The organism is Effusibacillus pohliae DSM 22757, from assembly GCF_000376225.1.
In the GTDB taxonomy this organism is placed as follows: Bacteria; Bacillota; Bacilli; order Tumebacillales; family Effusibacillaceae; genus Effusibacillus; species Effusibacillus pohliae.
Map to the genome: position 1 here is coordinate 21,055 of NZ_AQXL01000117.1, position 13,883 is coordinate 34,937.

Here is a 13,883-nt window from a genome sequence, read left to right on the forward strand (position 1 = left end):
TTCAACATTGAACATATTTGAACATTTTTGTCTCATCTTGTACAATACGCTTGACAAGCGGCACAGCTCAAATCCACTACGACTGAAAACGGGGGATCTCGCAATGCCACTTTCCCGAACCGAGTGTATCCTGCAAACCTTGCTTGATACAGTCAACGAAGCGATCACCATCGTCGACGAGGACGGCACCGTCACCCATTGGAACCGGGCGGCGGAAGAATTGTACAACATCCCGGCAGCCGCCATCGTCGGCAGGAACATCGCCGATTTTCGCTGGAACTCGTTAATGATCGCCCAGATCCTGCAGGAAGGGCGGCCGATCCGGCAAGCCTACCATGAACCGCGCCCGGGGACGCACGTCCTGGTCAACACTTCGCCGGTTGTCGCAGACGGCCGGATCATCGGCGCCATCTCCTCCGAGCAGGATGTCACCAAACTCGTCCGGCTCGGCAACGAGTTGTTCGCGACGACTTCCCAATTGCGAACGCTCGAGGAAAAAATGACACAGTATGCACCGACCGACGATCCGTTTCATCCGATCAAAGGAAACGGTCCGACCATTTCTCGCACGATCCGGATCGCCCGCCGCGTCGCTCCGACCGATGCGACCGTCTTGATCTCCGGCGAATCGGGTGTCGGCAAGGAACTGTTCGCTCACGCCATCCACCGGGCCAGCCGCCGTTCCGGCAAACCGTTTGTCGCCATCAATTGCGGGGCCATTCCGGCTGCTCTGTTTGAAAGCGAGCTGTTCGGGTACCAGTCCGGCGCGTTCACCGGAGCGGACCGTAAAGGCAAGCCGGGAAAAATGGAACTCGCCGACGGCGGCACCCTGTTTCTCGACGAGATTGGCGAACTGCCGCTCGACATGCAGGTCAAATTGCTGCGCGCACTGCAGGAACGGCAATTTTACCGCGTCGGCGGCACCGAACCGGTGCAAGTCGATGTCCGCATCATTGCGGCCACCAACCGTAATCTGGAAGAGCGAGTCGCGCAAGGTTCCTTCCGAGAAGATCTGTACTACCGGTTGAATGTCGTCGCACTCGAGATCCCTCCCTTGCGGGAGCGCATCGAGGACATCCCAGAACTCGTGCAGTTGTTTACAAAGGAAATCGCCCTTCAATACGGAAAACCGGTTCCACAATACGATCCGGAAGTGGTCGTCAGCCTGATGCACTATCCGTGGCCGGGGAATATCCGGCAGCTTCGCAACGTGATCGAGCGGCTGGTGATTCTCACCGAAGGCAGCCGCATCCGGCGGGAGCATCTGCCGTCCTCGATCCGGGCACCGCGCCTCGACGCCGATATTCCCCCTACAGCCGCACCCGATTTTGACCAAGGGGAAACAACGGAACCCGAGTCGGAATTGCAACAGATTCGGAGCGCGTTGCGAACCACCTACGGCAATAAGGCAGCGGCGGCAAAATTGCTCGGCATCTCGCGCGGTACTCTGTACAACAAGCTGCGCAAGTACGGGCTGCGGTAAGGGAGCGAGCCGCTCTCCTGCGGCCGCCGATGGAGTCGACGATTGCGGACCCCGTCCGATGATTGGCCCGTCTGTCACCCGACCGCGGCCGCAGCACCCTGCCCCACGGCCCAACTTCGGGCAGCGGTTACACACTTGCCAGATACGCTTTGACGATCCGGTCGTCTTCCCGCAGTTTTTCCGCGCGGTCCTGCATCGTGATGCGGCCGGTTTCGATCACATAGCCGGTGTGCGCCAGTTTCAGTGCCGCTTTCGCATTTTGCTCGACCAGCAGAACGGTCGTCCCCTGTTCATTGATCTGTTTAATAATTTTCATAATCCCCTGCACGACGATCGGTGCCAGTCCCATCGACGGCTCATCCAGCATAAGCAGCTTCGGGTCGCTCATCAGCGCCCGGCCGATCGCCAGCATCTGCTGTTCGCCGCCGGACAGTGTCCCCGCCTTCTGCTTGTGCCGCTCTTTCAGCCGCGGAAACAGCTCAAACACCTGTTCCATCGTCCGTTTGATGAACTTCGGGTCTTTCCGTTTTGTAAAGCTGCCCAGCTCCAGATTTTCCGTGACGGTCATCCCGCCAAAAATCCGGCGGCCCTCCGGCACGTGCACGATCCCAAGCTCCACAATCTGGTGCGGCAACAGCTTGCTGATATCTTGCCCCATAAACCGGATGCTGCCACTGCGGGCGCGAACCAGTCCGGAGATCGTTTTCAGCGTCGTGCTTTTGCCCGCCCCGTTGCTGCCGAGCAGCGCGACGATCTCCCCCTGCCGCACCGTCAGGTCGATGCCTTTGAGTGCCTGGATCTTGCCGTAATAGGCATCCACCTGGGAGAGTTCCAGCAATACACTCACACCGCATCCTCCTCCTTCCCGAGGTAGGCTTCGATCACCAGCGGATTGTTCAACACATCGGCAGGTGATCCTTCCGCAATCTTCTGTCCGTAATTCAACACCAGAATCCGTTCCGACACCTGATTGACCAGTCCCATGTCATGTTCGATCAACACCACTGTCAGATCGAACTCCTCCCGAATCCGTTGAATCAGCCGGACCAGCTCCAGTTTCTCGCTGTGGTTCAATCCGGCAGCCGGCTCGTCCAGCAACAGAAGCTTCGGTTTTGTCGCCAGCGCCCTGGCGATTTCCACATGCCGCTGGATGCCGTACGGCAGATTTTTTGCCAATCGCCCGGCATATTGCTTGATTCCGACAAACTCCATGCAGGACTCGGCGACCGAGCGGATCAGCTCTTCTTCCCGCTTTTGCGCCGGTGTCCGGAACAGGGCGCCAAATACTCCCTGCGACGTTTTGCTGTGCATGCCGCTCATCACGTTTTCCAGTACCGACAGGTTGGGGAACAGCCGCAAATTTTGAAACGTGCGGGCCATTCCCAGCTTGGTGATCTGGCTCGGCTTTTTGCCGACGATGCGGACGCCGTTGAATTGGATATCACCGCTGGTCGGCTTGTAAAAACCGGTGATCATATTGAACAGGGAGGTTTTGCCGGCTCCGTTTGGTCCGATCACGCTGATGATCGTCCGCTCCGGAATTTCAAAGCTGAGGTCGTTGACCGCCGTCAGGCCGCCGAACCGTAACGTCAGATGCTCCACTTTAAGCAGAGACATTGGATCCTCCCCTTTCCGGTTGCTCGATCAGGATATCCTTGCGGACAGGCCACAAGCCTTGCGGGCGGAACAGCATCATCAAGACCAGCGCCACCCCGAACAACAAGAACCGCCAGTCGGAAAAATTGCGCATCGCTTCCGGCAGCAGGATGACCAGCACCGCCCCCAGCACAACGCCGGGCAAACGGCCAAGTCCGCCGAGGACGATCGCCAGCAGGATCATCACCGACTGCATGAAGTTGAAACTTTCCGGTGCGATCGCCGACATTTTGACGGCGAACAGCGATCCGGCAAACCCGCCGAACACCGCCCCGATCGCATACGCCAGCAGTTTCAGCCGCACGCGGTCGATGCCCATCGCTTCCGCCGCATCTTCATCTTCCCGGATGTACTGCCACGCCCGGCCGATCCGCGAGTGCCCCAGCCGGTAGACTGCAAACAGCGTAACGATGGCAAGCACCAGCATCGCATAGTAAAAATCGGTGATCGTCGATAGCGTATAGCCGCCGATTTGCGGCCGCGGAATGCCGAAAATGCCGGACGCGGAGCCGGTGATCTGTAGATTTTTGGCGGAAATGCGGATGATCTCGCCAAACCCGAGGGTGACGATCGCCAGGTAGTCGCTGCGCAGCCGGAGTGTCGGCGCGCCGATGATGACGCCCGCCAAACCGGCCAGAATGCCCGCCAGCAAAAATGTCACCCAAAACGATAGCTTGTACTGCGTCATCAGAATTCCAGTGGTATAGGCACCCACCGCAAAAAAGGCGGAATACCCGAGATCCAGCAATCCGGCGTAACCGACCACCACATTCAAACCAAGCGCCAGCACGATGTAAAACAGAGCCATCGTGGCGACGTCCATCCAGTAGTTGTTGCTAAAAACCGGAAACAGCAGCGCGATCGCGGCCAATCCGGCAAGCGCAAAGCGATTGGCCTGTTGCTTGTTGTTTCGCATCCTACATCCTCTCCGTCACTTTTTCGCCGAGCAACCCGGTCGGCTTCAAAGTCAGAATGAGAATCAAAATCGCAAACGCAAACACATCTTTCCATTCGCCACCGGCGTAAACCGTGCCGAACGTCTCCAGCACCCCCAGCACCAGCCCGCCGAGCATCGCTCCCGGGATGCTGCCGATGCCGCCGATCACCGCTGCTGTAAATGCTTTCAAACCGACGATAAATCCCATCAAAAAGTTGATCTGACCGTAATAAAGCCCCGCCATCATGCCAGCCGCGGCCGCCAACGCCGAACCGATAAAAAACGTCAGGCTAATGATCCGGTGCACCGGAATCCCCATCAGCGAAGTGGCTGTCTGGTCGATCGCAATGGCGCGCATCGCCTTGCCGTACAATGTGCCGTTCACAAACCACTGCAAGCCGACCATCAACAGGACCGAAATCAGGATCAGCCCGATCTGAGAATACGTGATGGTGGCTCCGGCCAACTGGAACCCGGAGATCGGAAGCTGTGCCGGGAACACCTTGAAACTCGGACCGTAGGACAGCATCACCCCATTTTCCAGGACCAGCGATACACCGACCGCCGTAATCAAAATGGTCAGCCGGGACGAGGACAGCAGCGGCCGGTAAGCGACCCGCTCAATCCCGATCCCGAGCAACCCGGTCACCAGCATCGCCGCCAGAAACGCCGCCGCGATGCCGAGCACTCCCGTTTCGCCCGTAAAAAGCGACAACACGGTAAAGCCGGCGAACGCACCCACCATGTACAGATCACCGTGTGCAAAATTCAAAAGTTTAATGATTCCATACACCATCGAATACCCGAGGGCGATCAAACTGTAAAACGAGCCGACCACAATGGCGTTCGCCAACTGCTGGATGAAAATATCCATCATTCCACTCCTTTCCATGCCCGTCCCTTCAGTAAGAATCCCGGGCTAATCCCCGGGATTCTCGCTGTCTGAAACCGTTATTGCGGAAGTGCAAACTTACCGTCTTTCACTTGAATCACGATGAAGTTCGATTTTTCCAACGTGCCATCCGGCTTGAACGACAGGTCGCCGCCGAACGTTTTGAAGCCTTTCGTCTCTTGCAGAGCTTTCACGATCGCCGCTTTGTCGGTCGAGTTGGCGCGGGTAATCGCGTCGGCCAGCAGGCGCATACCGTCATAGGAGAGAGCCGAGTAAGGGCCCGGTTCTTCCTTGAATTTCGCCTTGTACGAGTCAATGAACGATTTCGCACCGGGGATGAATTCCGGCGTCGGGCTGGTCGTGACAAACGTTCCTTCCGCCGCCTGTTTGCCGGCAATGTCAATCAGCGTCTTGTCGTTTGCTCCGTCACCCACGCCGATCGCACCCGGAACGCCCAACTGCTTGAACTGTTTGATCAACAGTCCGCCGGCCGCATAGTACGCGGTCCAATAGGTGGCGTCCGGTTTGGCCGCTTTGAGTTTGGTCAGCAGCGAGGTGAAATCTTTCTCGTCAGGATTGACCGCTTCAAACGCGACCACTTCCCCGCCTTTTTGCTGCACGGCCTGCTTGGTGCTTTCCGCCAGATCCTTGGCGAAAGCGGAGTTGTCATGGACGATCGCGATCCGTTTTGCCTTCAGCTGGTTGACCATGTAGTCGGCCGCTTTGTCCGCCTGATGGAGCGTCGTTCCGTTGATCAAAAAGATTTCCTTATAGCCTTGCGCCGGGATTTTTGCCGAGTTGGCAGCGGTTACAACCATCGGGATGCCCGCGTTGTGATAGACGCCGGACGCCGGCAGCGTAGCCCCGGAACAATAGCCGCCAACAACCGCCACCACGCCTTGCGACACGAGCTTGTTGGCAGCTGCAGTCGCCGTTTGCGGGTCGCATGCATCGTCTGCAAACACCAATTTGATCTGTTTGCCGTTGATGCCGCCTTTCGCGTTGATTTCATCGGCTGCCAGTTGGATCGCCTGGTTGATGTCCTTGCCCATTTTCGCTTCCGAACCGGTAGTCGGCGATTGCACGCCGATCAAAATCTCGCTGCCGGAAGCGCCTCCCTGCCCGGACGATCCGGAAGAACCGCCCGCTCCGCACGCCGTCAATGCAAAAAGCGATGCGGCGGACAGTCCAATCCCAATTTTCCTCCACACCTTCATTTCTGTAAGACCCCCTTTGATCATGGATGATTTACTCCGCGTTAGCCGCTTAGACGCAGGCACATCTAACTACCGATTGTTTGGTAGTAGACGAAACGGTGAATAGGTGTTTAAAATTAGACATATCAGCGATAATGTGTCCAAATCTTGAACACCCACGCCATAATTCTACACTACCTGACTCAGTTTCGACAACACCCAATTTGCGTATTTATACAAAAACTTGAATAATAGAGATAGCCTTTGGGGTGGGAGTGTATGATGGATAGCCAATCTCGAAAGATCAAAGCATTCTTCGACGTTTTGCTCGATTCGGTCAACGATGCGGTGACCGGCGTGGACCGGGACGGAACGGTGCTCTACTGGAACAATGTGGCGGAACGGCTCTACGGCATCCCGAAAGAGCAGATTATCGGGAAGCCGATCGGGAACTTTTTTCAGAAAGGTTCGCTGATGCTGTTTCAGGTGATGGAGACCGGCTGTCCGGTCTACCAGGTGTACCATCGTCCGCGGCCCGACAAGCATGTGTTTATCAATGCCGTCCCGATCTACGATGAAAATGGGGAACTGTTGGGAGCGGTCGCGATCGAGCAGGACATCACGCACACGGTAAAATTAAGCGAGGAACTGTACAATCGGCCGGACAGCCCGATTGACGCACCCCCCGGCCGGCAGTTGGTGCATCGCAGCCGGTCGATGCAGCAAATTTTACAGTTTTTAACACACACTTCCAAACAGTCGTTCTCGATTCTGCTGACCGGCGAAGCGGGTGTCGGCAAGCAAACGCTGGCGGCTCTCGCTCACCGGACCGGCAACAAGTCCGGCCCGTTTATCGCCATCAACTGCGATTCCATTCCGAGCGGCCTGCTGGACGCCGAACTGTTTGGCTACCAAGGGGGAACGTTTGGCGGCGAAGACGAACGGCCGGGAAAATTGGAACTGGCGGCCGGCGGAACCGTGTATCTGAAAAATGTGCATGCCCTGCCGCTGCCGACCCAATCCAAGCTGTCGCAAGCGCTTGGCGAAGGCCACTTTTTCCGGACCGGCGGGATGAATCCGATTCCTTTGCGCTGCCAAATCGTCGCCTCTTCCGTGCCGGAAGTTGAAGAACTGGTGGCGAAGGGCGTTTTTTTGCAAGAACTGTTTTACCGGTTTCATACGTTTGCGGTTCCCGCGCTGGCGGAGCGAAAAGAGGATTTGCCGGAGCTTTGCCATCTGTTTCTCAGCAAATCGGCACAAACCGTCGGAAAACCGGTCCCCCGCCTGAGTTCGGAAGTGATGGCGGCATTGACCACTTACGATTGGCCGGGAAATCTGCCGCAGCTCCGGAATGTGATGGAGTATCTGGCAATCGTGGCGGACGGTAGGGAAGTGACGCTGGAGCACCTGCCGCCGGCGATCCGGCTGACCACTTTGTCCCAGTTGGCGGAAGACGCGTTGCCGCTGTCCGCTCTCTCGGAGGAGATGGAACGGGCCAAAATCGAGGACGCACTCAGGAAAACGGGCGGCAACAAAGCGGGAGCGGCCCGGCTGTTGGGCATCTCGCGCGGCGCTTTGTACTACAAGATCAAACAATACGGATTATAGAAACGGGGGTTGCGCATGCCAAACCGGCCTTTTTTTCCGCCTTATCTGGCGCTTGTCATCGGCATTTTATCGATTTCCTCGTCGGCCATCTTCGTTAAATTGTCCGCTTCGTCGCCCGGACTGACGGCCGCGTACCGGCTGTTTTTTACGGTGATGCTGATGATCCCGTTCATGGTGGCCAGGCGGAATGCGTTCCGGCAATCGCTCACCGGCCTGACGGGGCGAGACTACCTGCTTTGTGCGGTGTCCGGCGTGATGCTCTCGTTTCACTTCATCTACTGGTTCATGTCGTTCCAGTACACGTCTGTCGCCAGTTCGGTGGTGCTGGTGTCGCTGCAGCCGCTGTTTACGTTCGCCGGATCGATCTGGGTTTTTAAAGAACAGCTTTCGAGGAATGCCTGGCTGGGCGGGCTGTTGGCGATCATCGGCTCGGTCATTATCGGCTGGGGGGATTTCACGTCCGGGCCGAACGTCCTGTTCGGCGATTTCTTGGCGCTTCTTTCGGCGTTTCTGGTATCGGTGTACTGGCTGATCGGACAACATGTCCGGGCCCGGGCCGATTCCGCCGCCTACACGTTTCTGGTGTACGGGATCAGCACAGTCACATTATTCGCTTATGTGCTGATTCACGATGAACAGCTGCTCTCGCCGCCGCCGCTCGACTGGCTGTGGTTTTTGTGCCTGGCCGTGTTTCCGACGCTTCTGGGCCATTCGATCTTCAACTGGGTGATCCGCTGGATCCCCGCCTCGATTTTGTCCGTCGGGATTCTGGGGGAAGCGGTCGGTTCCTCTATCCTCGCCTATTTCGTGTTTGGCGAGACGGTGTCGCTGCAGCAGGTGGCAGGCGGCATCCTGCTGCTGGCCGGGATCGTGCTCTGCACTACGCACCATCAACCGACGCCTCAGCCGCCCGCGCTCGGGACTGCGGAAGGGCACAAGTAACCCCCTCTTCGCCTGAAAAAGAAAGAGGGGGTTGCAGAGTCACTTGTACAACACATCGTCCTTGAGCGATTCAATATGGCTCAACACCTGGTCAATGTCGCGCTGATCGACGCCAAAATGCGCCAGCGCGTCCTGCAAATGTTTGGCGACCGCCGCAAAATGCTCCGGATGCAGATTCATCCCCTCATGTTGGGGTCTCAACCGTAGCTTAGCAGGAATTTTTCCTGCATGCGGGCCTCTTGTAAGACTTGGTTACATTGACTGTTGTGGCGGTCCCTTCTCCGTTCTACAATCGGGTACAAGAACATATCGGAGAGGGGAAGACCGGCTATGGGGAAAAAAGTGATTGAAACGATTCTCGATCCTGCTCTGGTGGAGTCTGTCGTCCGCTCGCTCACGCGCATGCAAATCGAAAACTACAACATTACAAATGTGAAAGAATTCAGTTTGTTTGGTGTTTCCCCCTTCCCCAAACAGATTCGAATGCCGTTTCAAACCCACATCAAAGCAAAACTGCAACTCATTGTGGAAGAAGAGCAGGTGGAGAATGCGGTCAAAAGGATTCTTTCACTCACTTACACAGGCAATAAAGAGAAGGACAGGATTCTGGTGTCAGAACATTTCCCACCTAGCCGTTTGGGATGAAAAACGGTTCCCTCCTGTGGCTGCCCGTTTCTGAAAACGGCACTCCGCGATTGACGCGCACCGCGCCGTCCTGCTACTATAGGAAAAAATCGATCCAGCCGGATGAAAGTTGCGGGTGACACCGCAACCGGACGAACCTCTGGAGAGACCCTGCCAGGGCGCCGAAGGGGCAAGCGATCATCGCGAAACTCTCAGGCAAAAGGACAGAGGAAGCGCGGGACGCCAACCGCTTTTGGGCGGTTGTGATTGCAGTGCGGCTTCCCTGACCATTCTCCCGAATGGTCTTTTTTTTGATCGAGAAAAAAGGAGAGAAACCGATGGAACAACGGGCATTGATCACGGTGGTGGGGATCGACCGGATCGGCATCATTGCGGCCGTCACCACCGCCTTGGCGGACAACCGGGTGAACATTGTGGATATCAGGCAGACGATCGTCGGTGAATTTTTTACGATGATCATGGTGGTCGATTTGCAGCAAGCCGTCCGCTCGCTGCAGGAATTGCAAAGCTGCCTCGATGAGGTGGGGCTGCGGCTTGGCGTGAAAATCACGGTGCAGAGCGAAGAACTCTTTCGCTCGATGCACCGGATCTGAGGAGGTGGCGGCATGAGCTATACGGAAAGCGAAGTGTTGGAAACGATCCGCATGGTGGAAACGGAACACCTCGACATCCGGACCGTGACTCTGGGAGTCCATCTCGACGACTGCCGGGCGGACACCCTGTCCGCCACCAAAACCCGTGTGCGGGACAAACTGCTGCGCCACGCATCGCGGCTTGTCCCGGTGGTACACGGGATTGAACGGGAGATCGGCATCCCGATCGTCAACAAACGGATTGCGGTCACACCGATTGCTCATGCGCTGCCCGGTTTTGACAAGGACGGGTATGTGGAAATTGCCGTCGAGTTGGACGAGGTGGCGGAAGAACTGGGAATCGATTTTCTCGGGGGCTATTCGGCTCTGGTCCACAAGGGCATGACACCCTCGGCGCAGGCGTTGATCGATTCCCTGCCGGATGCTTTATCGCAGACAAACCGGGTGTGCGCCTCGGTGGCGGTGGCATCGACCAAAGCCGGCATTAACATGGACGCAGTGTACCGGATGGGGTGCACGATCAAGCATGTCGCCGAACGGACGGCAGACCGGAGCGGGATCGGAGCGGCCAAACTGGTCGTGTTCTGCAACCCGGTGGACGACAATCCGTTCATGGCCGGGGCCTTCCACGGCTTTGGCGAACCGGATGCGGTGATCAACGTCGGCGTGAGCGGGCCGGGGGTCGTGCTGTCGGCGTTAGAGCGGCTGGAAAAAAGAGCCGATTTTGGTATGATCGCAGAGACGATCAAACGGACGGCATTCAAGATCACGCGGGTCGGCGAACTGGTGGGGCGCAAAACGGCCGCGGCGCTTGGCGTGCCGTTTGGCATCGTCGATCTGTCGCTCGCGCCGACCAACGCGATGGGGGACAGCGTAGCGCAGATTCTGGAGGCGATGGGCCTGGAACGGTGCGGTGCGCACGGCACCACCGCCGCCTTGGCTCTGCTCAACGATGCGGTAAAAAAAGGCGGCGCGATGGCCACTTCGTATCCCGGCGGGCTGTCGGGCGCTTTTATCCCGGTCTCGGAGGACAACGGGATGATCGCTGCCGTCGAAGCGGGCGCACTCAGCCTGGCCAAATTGGAAGCGATGACCTGCGTCTGCTCGGTCGGGCTCGATATGATCGCGGTGCCCGGCGAGACAACCGCCGAAACGCTGGCCGGGCTGATCGCCGATGAGATGGCGATTGGCATGATGAACAAAAAAACGACGGCCGTCCGTGTCATCCCCGTTCCGGGGGCCGTGGCAGGGCAAATGGCGGAATTCGGCGGATTGCTGGGCCGCGCGCCGGTAATGGAGATCAATCGGTTCTCATCGGCGGAATTTGCCCGGCGCGGCGGCCGCATTCCGGCCCCCATCCAATCGCTGATGAACTAGCGGGGCGGACCAATGTCACAAAAGCGGCATGCGAAGAAGCATGCCGCTCACATTTCGGCCGTTTACCAGGTTTTGATACCGGGTGCTCCCGGCGGCGGATTTTGGATCATCTCGAAAATCGGGTAACCATAGGCGACGAGAATCAGGACCACCGCCACCGGCACCCAAACCCGCCAGCGTTCGAGAATCGCCGGCGTCGCCTCCGCTTCCTCCGCCACTTCGCCGATCGGGTATTCCTCCTCCCCCTTCGGCGCCTTGAAGGTCAGATAGAAGACGATGGCAATTTGCAGCATGGCGGCCACCAGCAGGATACCGCCCCCGATCGCGGTCAATTTGTGCCACGGCAGCCAACTGAGAGCGGTCGGATCGTTCATGTAGGTCGTTCCCGCCGTCCGCCGCGGTCCTCCCAACAACCCGAGCGTGTGCATCGAGCCCGACATAAACAGCATGCCGATCGACCACAAAAAGCCCTGCAATTTCCCCAGATCGTTCAGCACCGGCGTCAATTTGCGGCCGGTCAGATGCGGAATCAGCCAGTAACTGACGGAAAAAAACGTGAGCGCCACCGTCGTGCCGACCGTCAAATGAAAATGGCCGGTCACCCAAATGGTGTTATGCACCACCGCATTCAGCTGGTTGCTGGCGTTGATGATGCCTCCGATCCCCGCTGGAACGAACCAGACCATCGCCAGAAACATCGAAAAGAAGCGGGCGTCGCGAAACGGCAGATGGCGGAACCAGCCGAACAGCCCCTTCGCCCCTTTGGCCCGTCCGGCCGTCTCAAATGTGGCAAACATCGTGAACGCCGTGATCATGGAAGGAATCGCGATCGACAGGGTCAACGCCACATGCAGAAATTTCCATTTTTCATCGATTCCCGGTTCCATCAGCTGATGGTGAAACCCGATCGGCGACGACAGCACCACAAAAATCACAAACACCATGCGCGTGATCGCGTCACTGAACACCTTGCCGCCGATGATCTTCGGCATCACCACATACCAGGTGATGTAGGCGGGCAGCAGCCAAAAATAGACCAGTGGATGCCCAAACAGCCAGAACAGCGTGCGGCTGAGCACCACATTCACCGTATCGACCCATCCGAACGCCCAAGGGATCAGTTGCAGCACGACCTCGGCCGCAACGCCGACCGAACAGATCTGCCAGAGGATCATCGTCGCCACTGCCGCGAACATAAACAGCGGAGAATGTTGGCCCGGATGAGCCCGGCGCCAAGCCCGGTAGCAAGCGAACATCCCCCAACCTGCCACCCAACTGCCAACCACCAGCAGAGCGGCGCCTACATAGAACCAGGGAGAGGCTTTCATCGGCGCATAAAACGTGTACAGCACGCTGGCCTGGTTGGTCAGGATGGTGACAACCCCCATCAACGTCCCGGCCAGCATCATCCAAAACCCGGTCCATCCCAGCCGGCGGGCGGCGGGGGTCAGCGATCCGCCATTCGTCCTGGCAATCCCCGAAAACAGAAAACCGACAATGAAAAATGTGGTAAAGACAAGTGCCATCAGCACGCCGTGGGCGGTCAAAATCTGGTAATAGGTGAGCCACGAAGGCATCGTGATCACACCGCCGCGGTCCATTCCCTGCAGCGCTCCAAAAATGGCAGCCAGCCCAAACGCGGCAAAGGCGACCAAAACGTAGGCGAGGCTCAGTCTCGACGATCGCTCGTCCACTCTAGTCATCGGTGTCACGGCTGCACACTCCTTTCCTCTATTTGACAATCACTTTGCCCATCATCATATGGTGGCCGGCTCCGCAATACTCGTTGCACAAAATCAGATACTCGCCCGGCTTGTTGAACGTCTGCGTCACTTTATTCACATGGCCCGGTTCCACCATCATGTTCACGTTGGTGCCCGGAATTTCAAAACCGTGCACCACATCCTTGCTCGTGCTGATAAAAGTTACCTTGGAACCGGCAGGCACTTCGATTTGCGGCGGGTTAAATCCGAACACGAAAGCGGTCATCACAGCCTCATACTCGTTGTCCCCCACCTTGTGCACCCCCGGTTTGTCAAACGGCGGTGTCGCGTCCACCTGTTTTGGATCGATGGTTTGCATGTGGCTGGGCGGGTGCATGCCCATCGCAAACGCATTGACAAACAGGGCCACAATAAACGAAACCACAATTACGCCGCCGACCAGCAGCCAAATTTTTTCATAACGATGGATGTGCATCGGTTTTCACCCTTTCTGCCTCTCCAGATCGGTCAGTTGCGGCTGAGATACAGGGAAAATACCCCCAGCCAGCTGAGCACAATCAGCCCACCCAGCACCAGCACCGCTACCAACGTGCCGTTCAAGGCGGTTTCCTCCGGTTGCTTCCGGCTTGTCGCGTGGACAGACTGCTCATTGAATTCTGGCGATGGATACGACATACAGGCTCCTCCTTTCCATAGCGCGATCCGGCAGCTTGACTGCCGTGACGCGACTTGTGCCCTTTGGGTGCATAGCGCGATCCGGCAGCTTGACTGCCGTGACGCGACTTGTGCCCTTTGGGTGCAAGGGCTGCCTCTTCTAGGTTTGAGTATAG

Annotated in this window: 14 protein-coding genes, 1 pseudogene and 1 riboswitch; of the genes and pseudogenes, 6 read left to right on the forward strand and 9 right to left on the reverse strand. The window is 57.5% G+C overall.

The window, feature by feature from the left end:
- Nucleotides 1-103 precede the first annotated feature (103 nt).
- Nucleotides 104-1,483, forward strand: a complete 1,380-nt coding sequence (locus tag C230_RS0108335) for a sigma-54 interaction domain-containing protein (RefSeq protein ID WP_018131578.1) — start codon at nucleotides 104-106, stop codon at nucleotides 1,481-1,483.
- A 127-nt stretch (nucleotides 1,484-1,610) separates the two neighbouring features.
- On the opposite strand, the gene C230_RS0108340 is transcribed toward C230_RS0108335, so the two are convergent.
- The 5 genes from C230_RS0108340 to C230_RS0108360 all read right to left on the reverse strand — a co-directional run bounded on the left by C230_RS0108340 (nucleotide 1,611) and on the right by C230_RS0108360 (nucleotide 6,185).
- Complete coding sequence (locus tag C230_RS0108340) at nucleotides 1,611-2,330, reverse strand: ABC transporter ATP-binding protein (protein ID WP_018131579.1); 720 nt, start codon at nucleotides 2,328-2,330, stop codon at nucleotides 1,611-1,613.
- The gene (locus tag C230_RS0108345) at nucleotides 2,327-3,100 is read right to left on the reverse strand and encodes an ABC transporter ATP-binding protein (RefSeq protein ID WP_018131580.1); all 774 of its coding nucleotides are present in this window, start codon (nucleotides 3,098-3,100) and stop codon (nucleotides 2,327-2,329) included. Before C230_RS0108345 ends, C230_RS0108340 begins: the two co-directional genes overlap by 4 nt.
- Nucleotides 3,087-4,055 carry a branched-chain amino acid ABC transporter permease gene (locus C230_RS0108350; RefSeq protein ID WP_018131581.1) on the reverse strand — a complete coding sequence of 323 codons (969 nt, stop codon included), beginning with the start codon at nucleotides 4,053-4,055 and terminating at the stop codon, nucleotides 3,087-3,089. The genes C230_RS0108345 and C230_RS0108350 overlap by 14 nt, the downstream gene beginning before the upstream one ends.
- A gap of 1 nt (nucleotide 4,056) precedes the next feature.
- Nucleotides 4,057-4,950: a branched-chain amino acid ABC transporter permease gene (locus tag C230_RS0108355; RefSeq protein WP_018131582.1), complete on the reverse strand. Its 894-nt coding sequence runs from the start codon at nucleotides 4,948-4,950 to the stop codon at nucleotides 4,057-4,059.
- 77 nt (nucleotides 4,951-5,027) lie between these two features.
- A complete protein-coding gene (locus tag C230_RS0108360; RefSeq protein WP_018131583.1) occupies nucleotides 5,028-6,185 on the reverse strand; it encodes a branched-chain amino acid ABC transporter substrate-binding protein in 1,158 nt (385 codons plus the stop codon).
- A 261-nt stretch (nucleotides 6,186-6,446) separates the two neighbouring features.
- On the opposite strand from C230_RS0108360, the gene C230_RS0108365 reads away from it, so the two are divergent.
- Nucleotides 6,447-7,772 (forward strand): sigma-54 interaction domain-containing protein, encoded by a 1,326-nt coding sequence (locus C230_RS0108365; protein ID WP_245533974.1) that lies wholly within the window; start codon nucleotides 6,447-6,449, stop codon nucleotides 7,770-7,772.
- A gap of 15 nt (nucleotides 7,773-7,787) precedes the next feature.
- The gene (locus tag C230_RS0108370; RefSeq protein ID WP_018131585.1) at nucleotides 7,788-8,714 is read left to right on the forward strand and encodes a DMT family transporter; all 927 of its coding nucleotides are present in this window, start codon (nucleotides 7,788-7,790) and stop codon (nucleotides 8,712-8,714) included.
- Nucleotides 8,715-8,753: 39 nt separating this feature from the next.
- On the opposite strand, the pseudogene C230_RS19840 reads toward C230_RS0108370, so the two are convergent.
- Nucleotides 8,754-8,945: pseudogene (locus tag C230_RS19840) on the reverse strand (globin domain-containing protein); the annotation flags it as partial.
- Nucleotides 8,946-9,044: 99 nt separating this feature from the next.
- Here C230_RS19840 and C230_RS0108380 point away from each other — a divergent pair.
- From C230_RS0108380 to C230_RS0108390, 3 genes are all read left to right on the forward strand, one after another.
- Nucleotides 9,045-9,359 carry a P-II family nitrogen regulator gene (locus tag C230_RS0108380; RefSeq protein ID WP_018131587.1) on the forward strand — a complete coding sequence of 105 codons (315 nt, stop codon included), beginning with the start codon at nucleotides 9,045-9,047 and terminating at the stop codon, nucleotides 9,357-9,359.
- Nucleotides 9,360-9,488: 129 nt separating this feature from the next.
- Nucleotides 9,489-9,576: riboswitch (glycine riboswitch) on the forward strand.
- Nucleotides 9,577-9,676: 100 nt separating this feature from the next.
- Nucleotides 9,677-9,952 (forward strand): ACT domain-containing protein, encoded by a 276-nt coding sequence (locus tag C230_RS0108385; RefSeq protein WP_018131588.1) that lies wholly within the window; start codon nucleotides 9,677-9,679, stop codon nucleotides 9,950-9,952.
- 12 nt (nucleotides 9,953-9,964) lie between these two features.
- On the forward strand, nucleotides 9,965-11,329 hold the full coding sequence (locus C230_RS0108390; protein ID WP_018131589.1) for a PFL family protein: 1,365 nt from the start codon (nucleotides 9,965-9,967) through the stop codon (nucleotides 11,327-11,329).
- Between the two features lie 62 nt (nucleotides 11,330-11,391).
- Here the strand turns inward: C230_RS0108390 and C230_RS0108395 are convergent, their stop codons facing one another.
- Genes C230_RS0108395 through C230_RS23715 form a run of 3 tightly spaced genes read right to left on the reverse strand, consistent with a single transcriptional unit; the run spans nucleotide 11,392 to nucleotide 13,728 of the window.
- The gene (locus tag C230_RS0108395; RefSeq protein WP_051074233.1) at nucleotides 11,392-13,032 is read right to left on the reverse strand and encodes a b(o/a)3-type cytochrome-c oxidase subunit 1; all 1,641 of its coding nucleotides are present in this window, start codon (nucleotides 13,030-13,032) and stop codon (nucleotides 11,392-11,394) included.
- 28 nt (nucleotides 13,033-13,060) lie between these two features.
- Nucleotides 13,061-13,528: a cytochrome c oxidase subunit II gene (locus C230_RS0108400; protein WP_018131591.1), complete on the reverse strand. Its 468-nt coding sequence runs from the start codon at nucleotides 13,526-13,528 to the stop codon at nucleotides 13,061-13,063.
- Nucleotides 13,529-13,560: 32 nt separating this feature from the next.
- Nucleotides 13,561-13,728, reverse strand: a complete 168-nt coding sequence (locus tag C230_RS23715) for a cytochrome c oxidase subunit 2A (RefSeq protein WP_018131592.1) — start codon at nucleotides 13,726-13,728, stop codon at nucleotides 13,561-13,563.
- Nucleotides 13,729-13,883 lie beyond the last annotated feature (155 nt).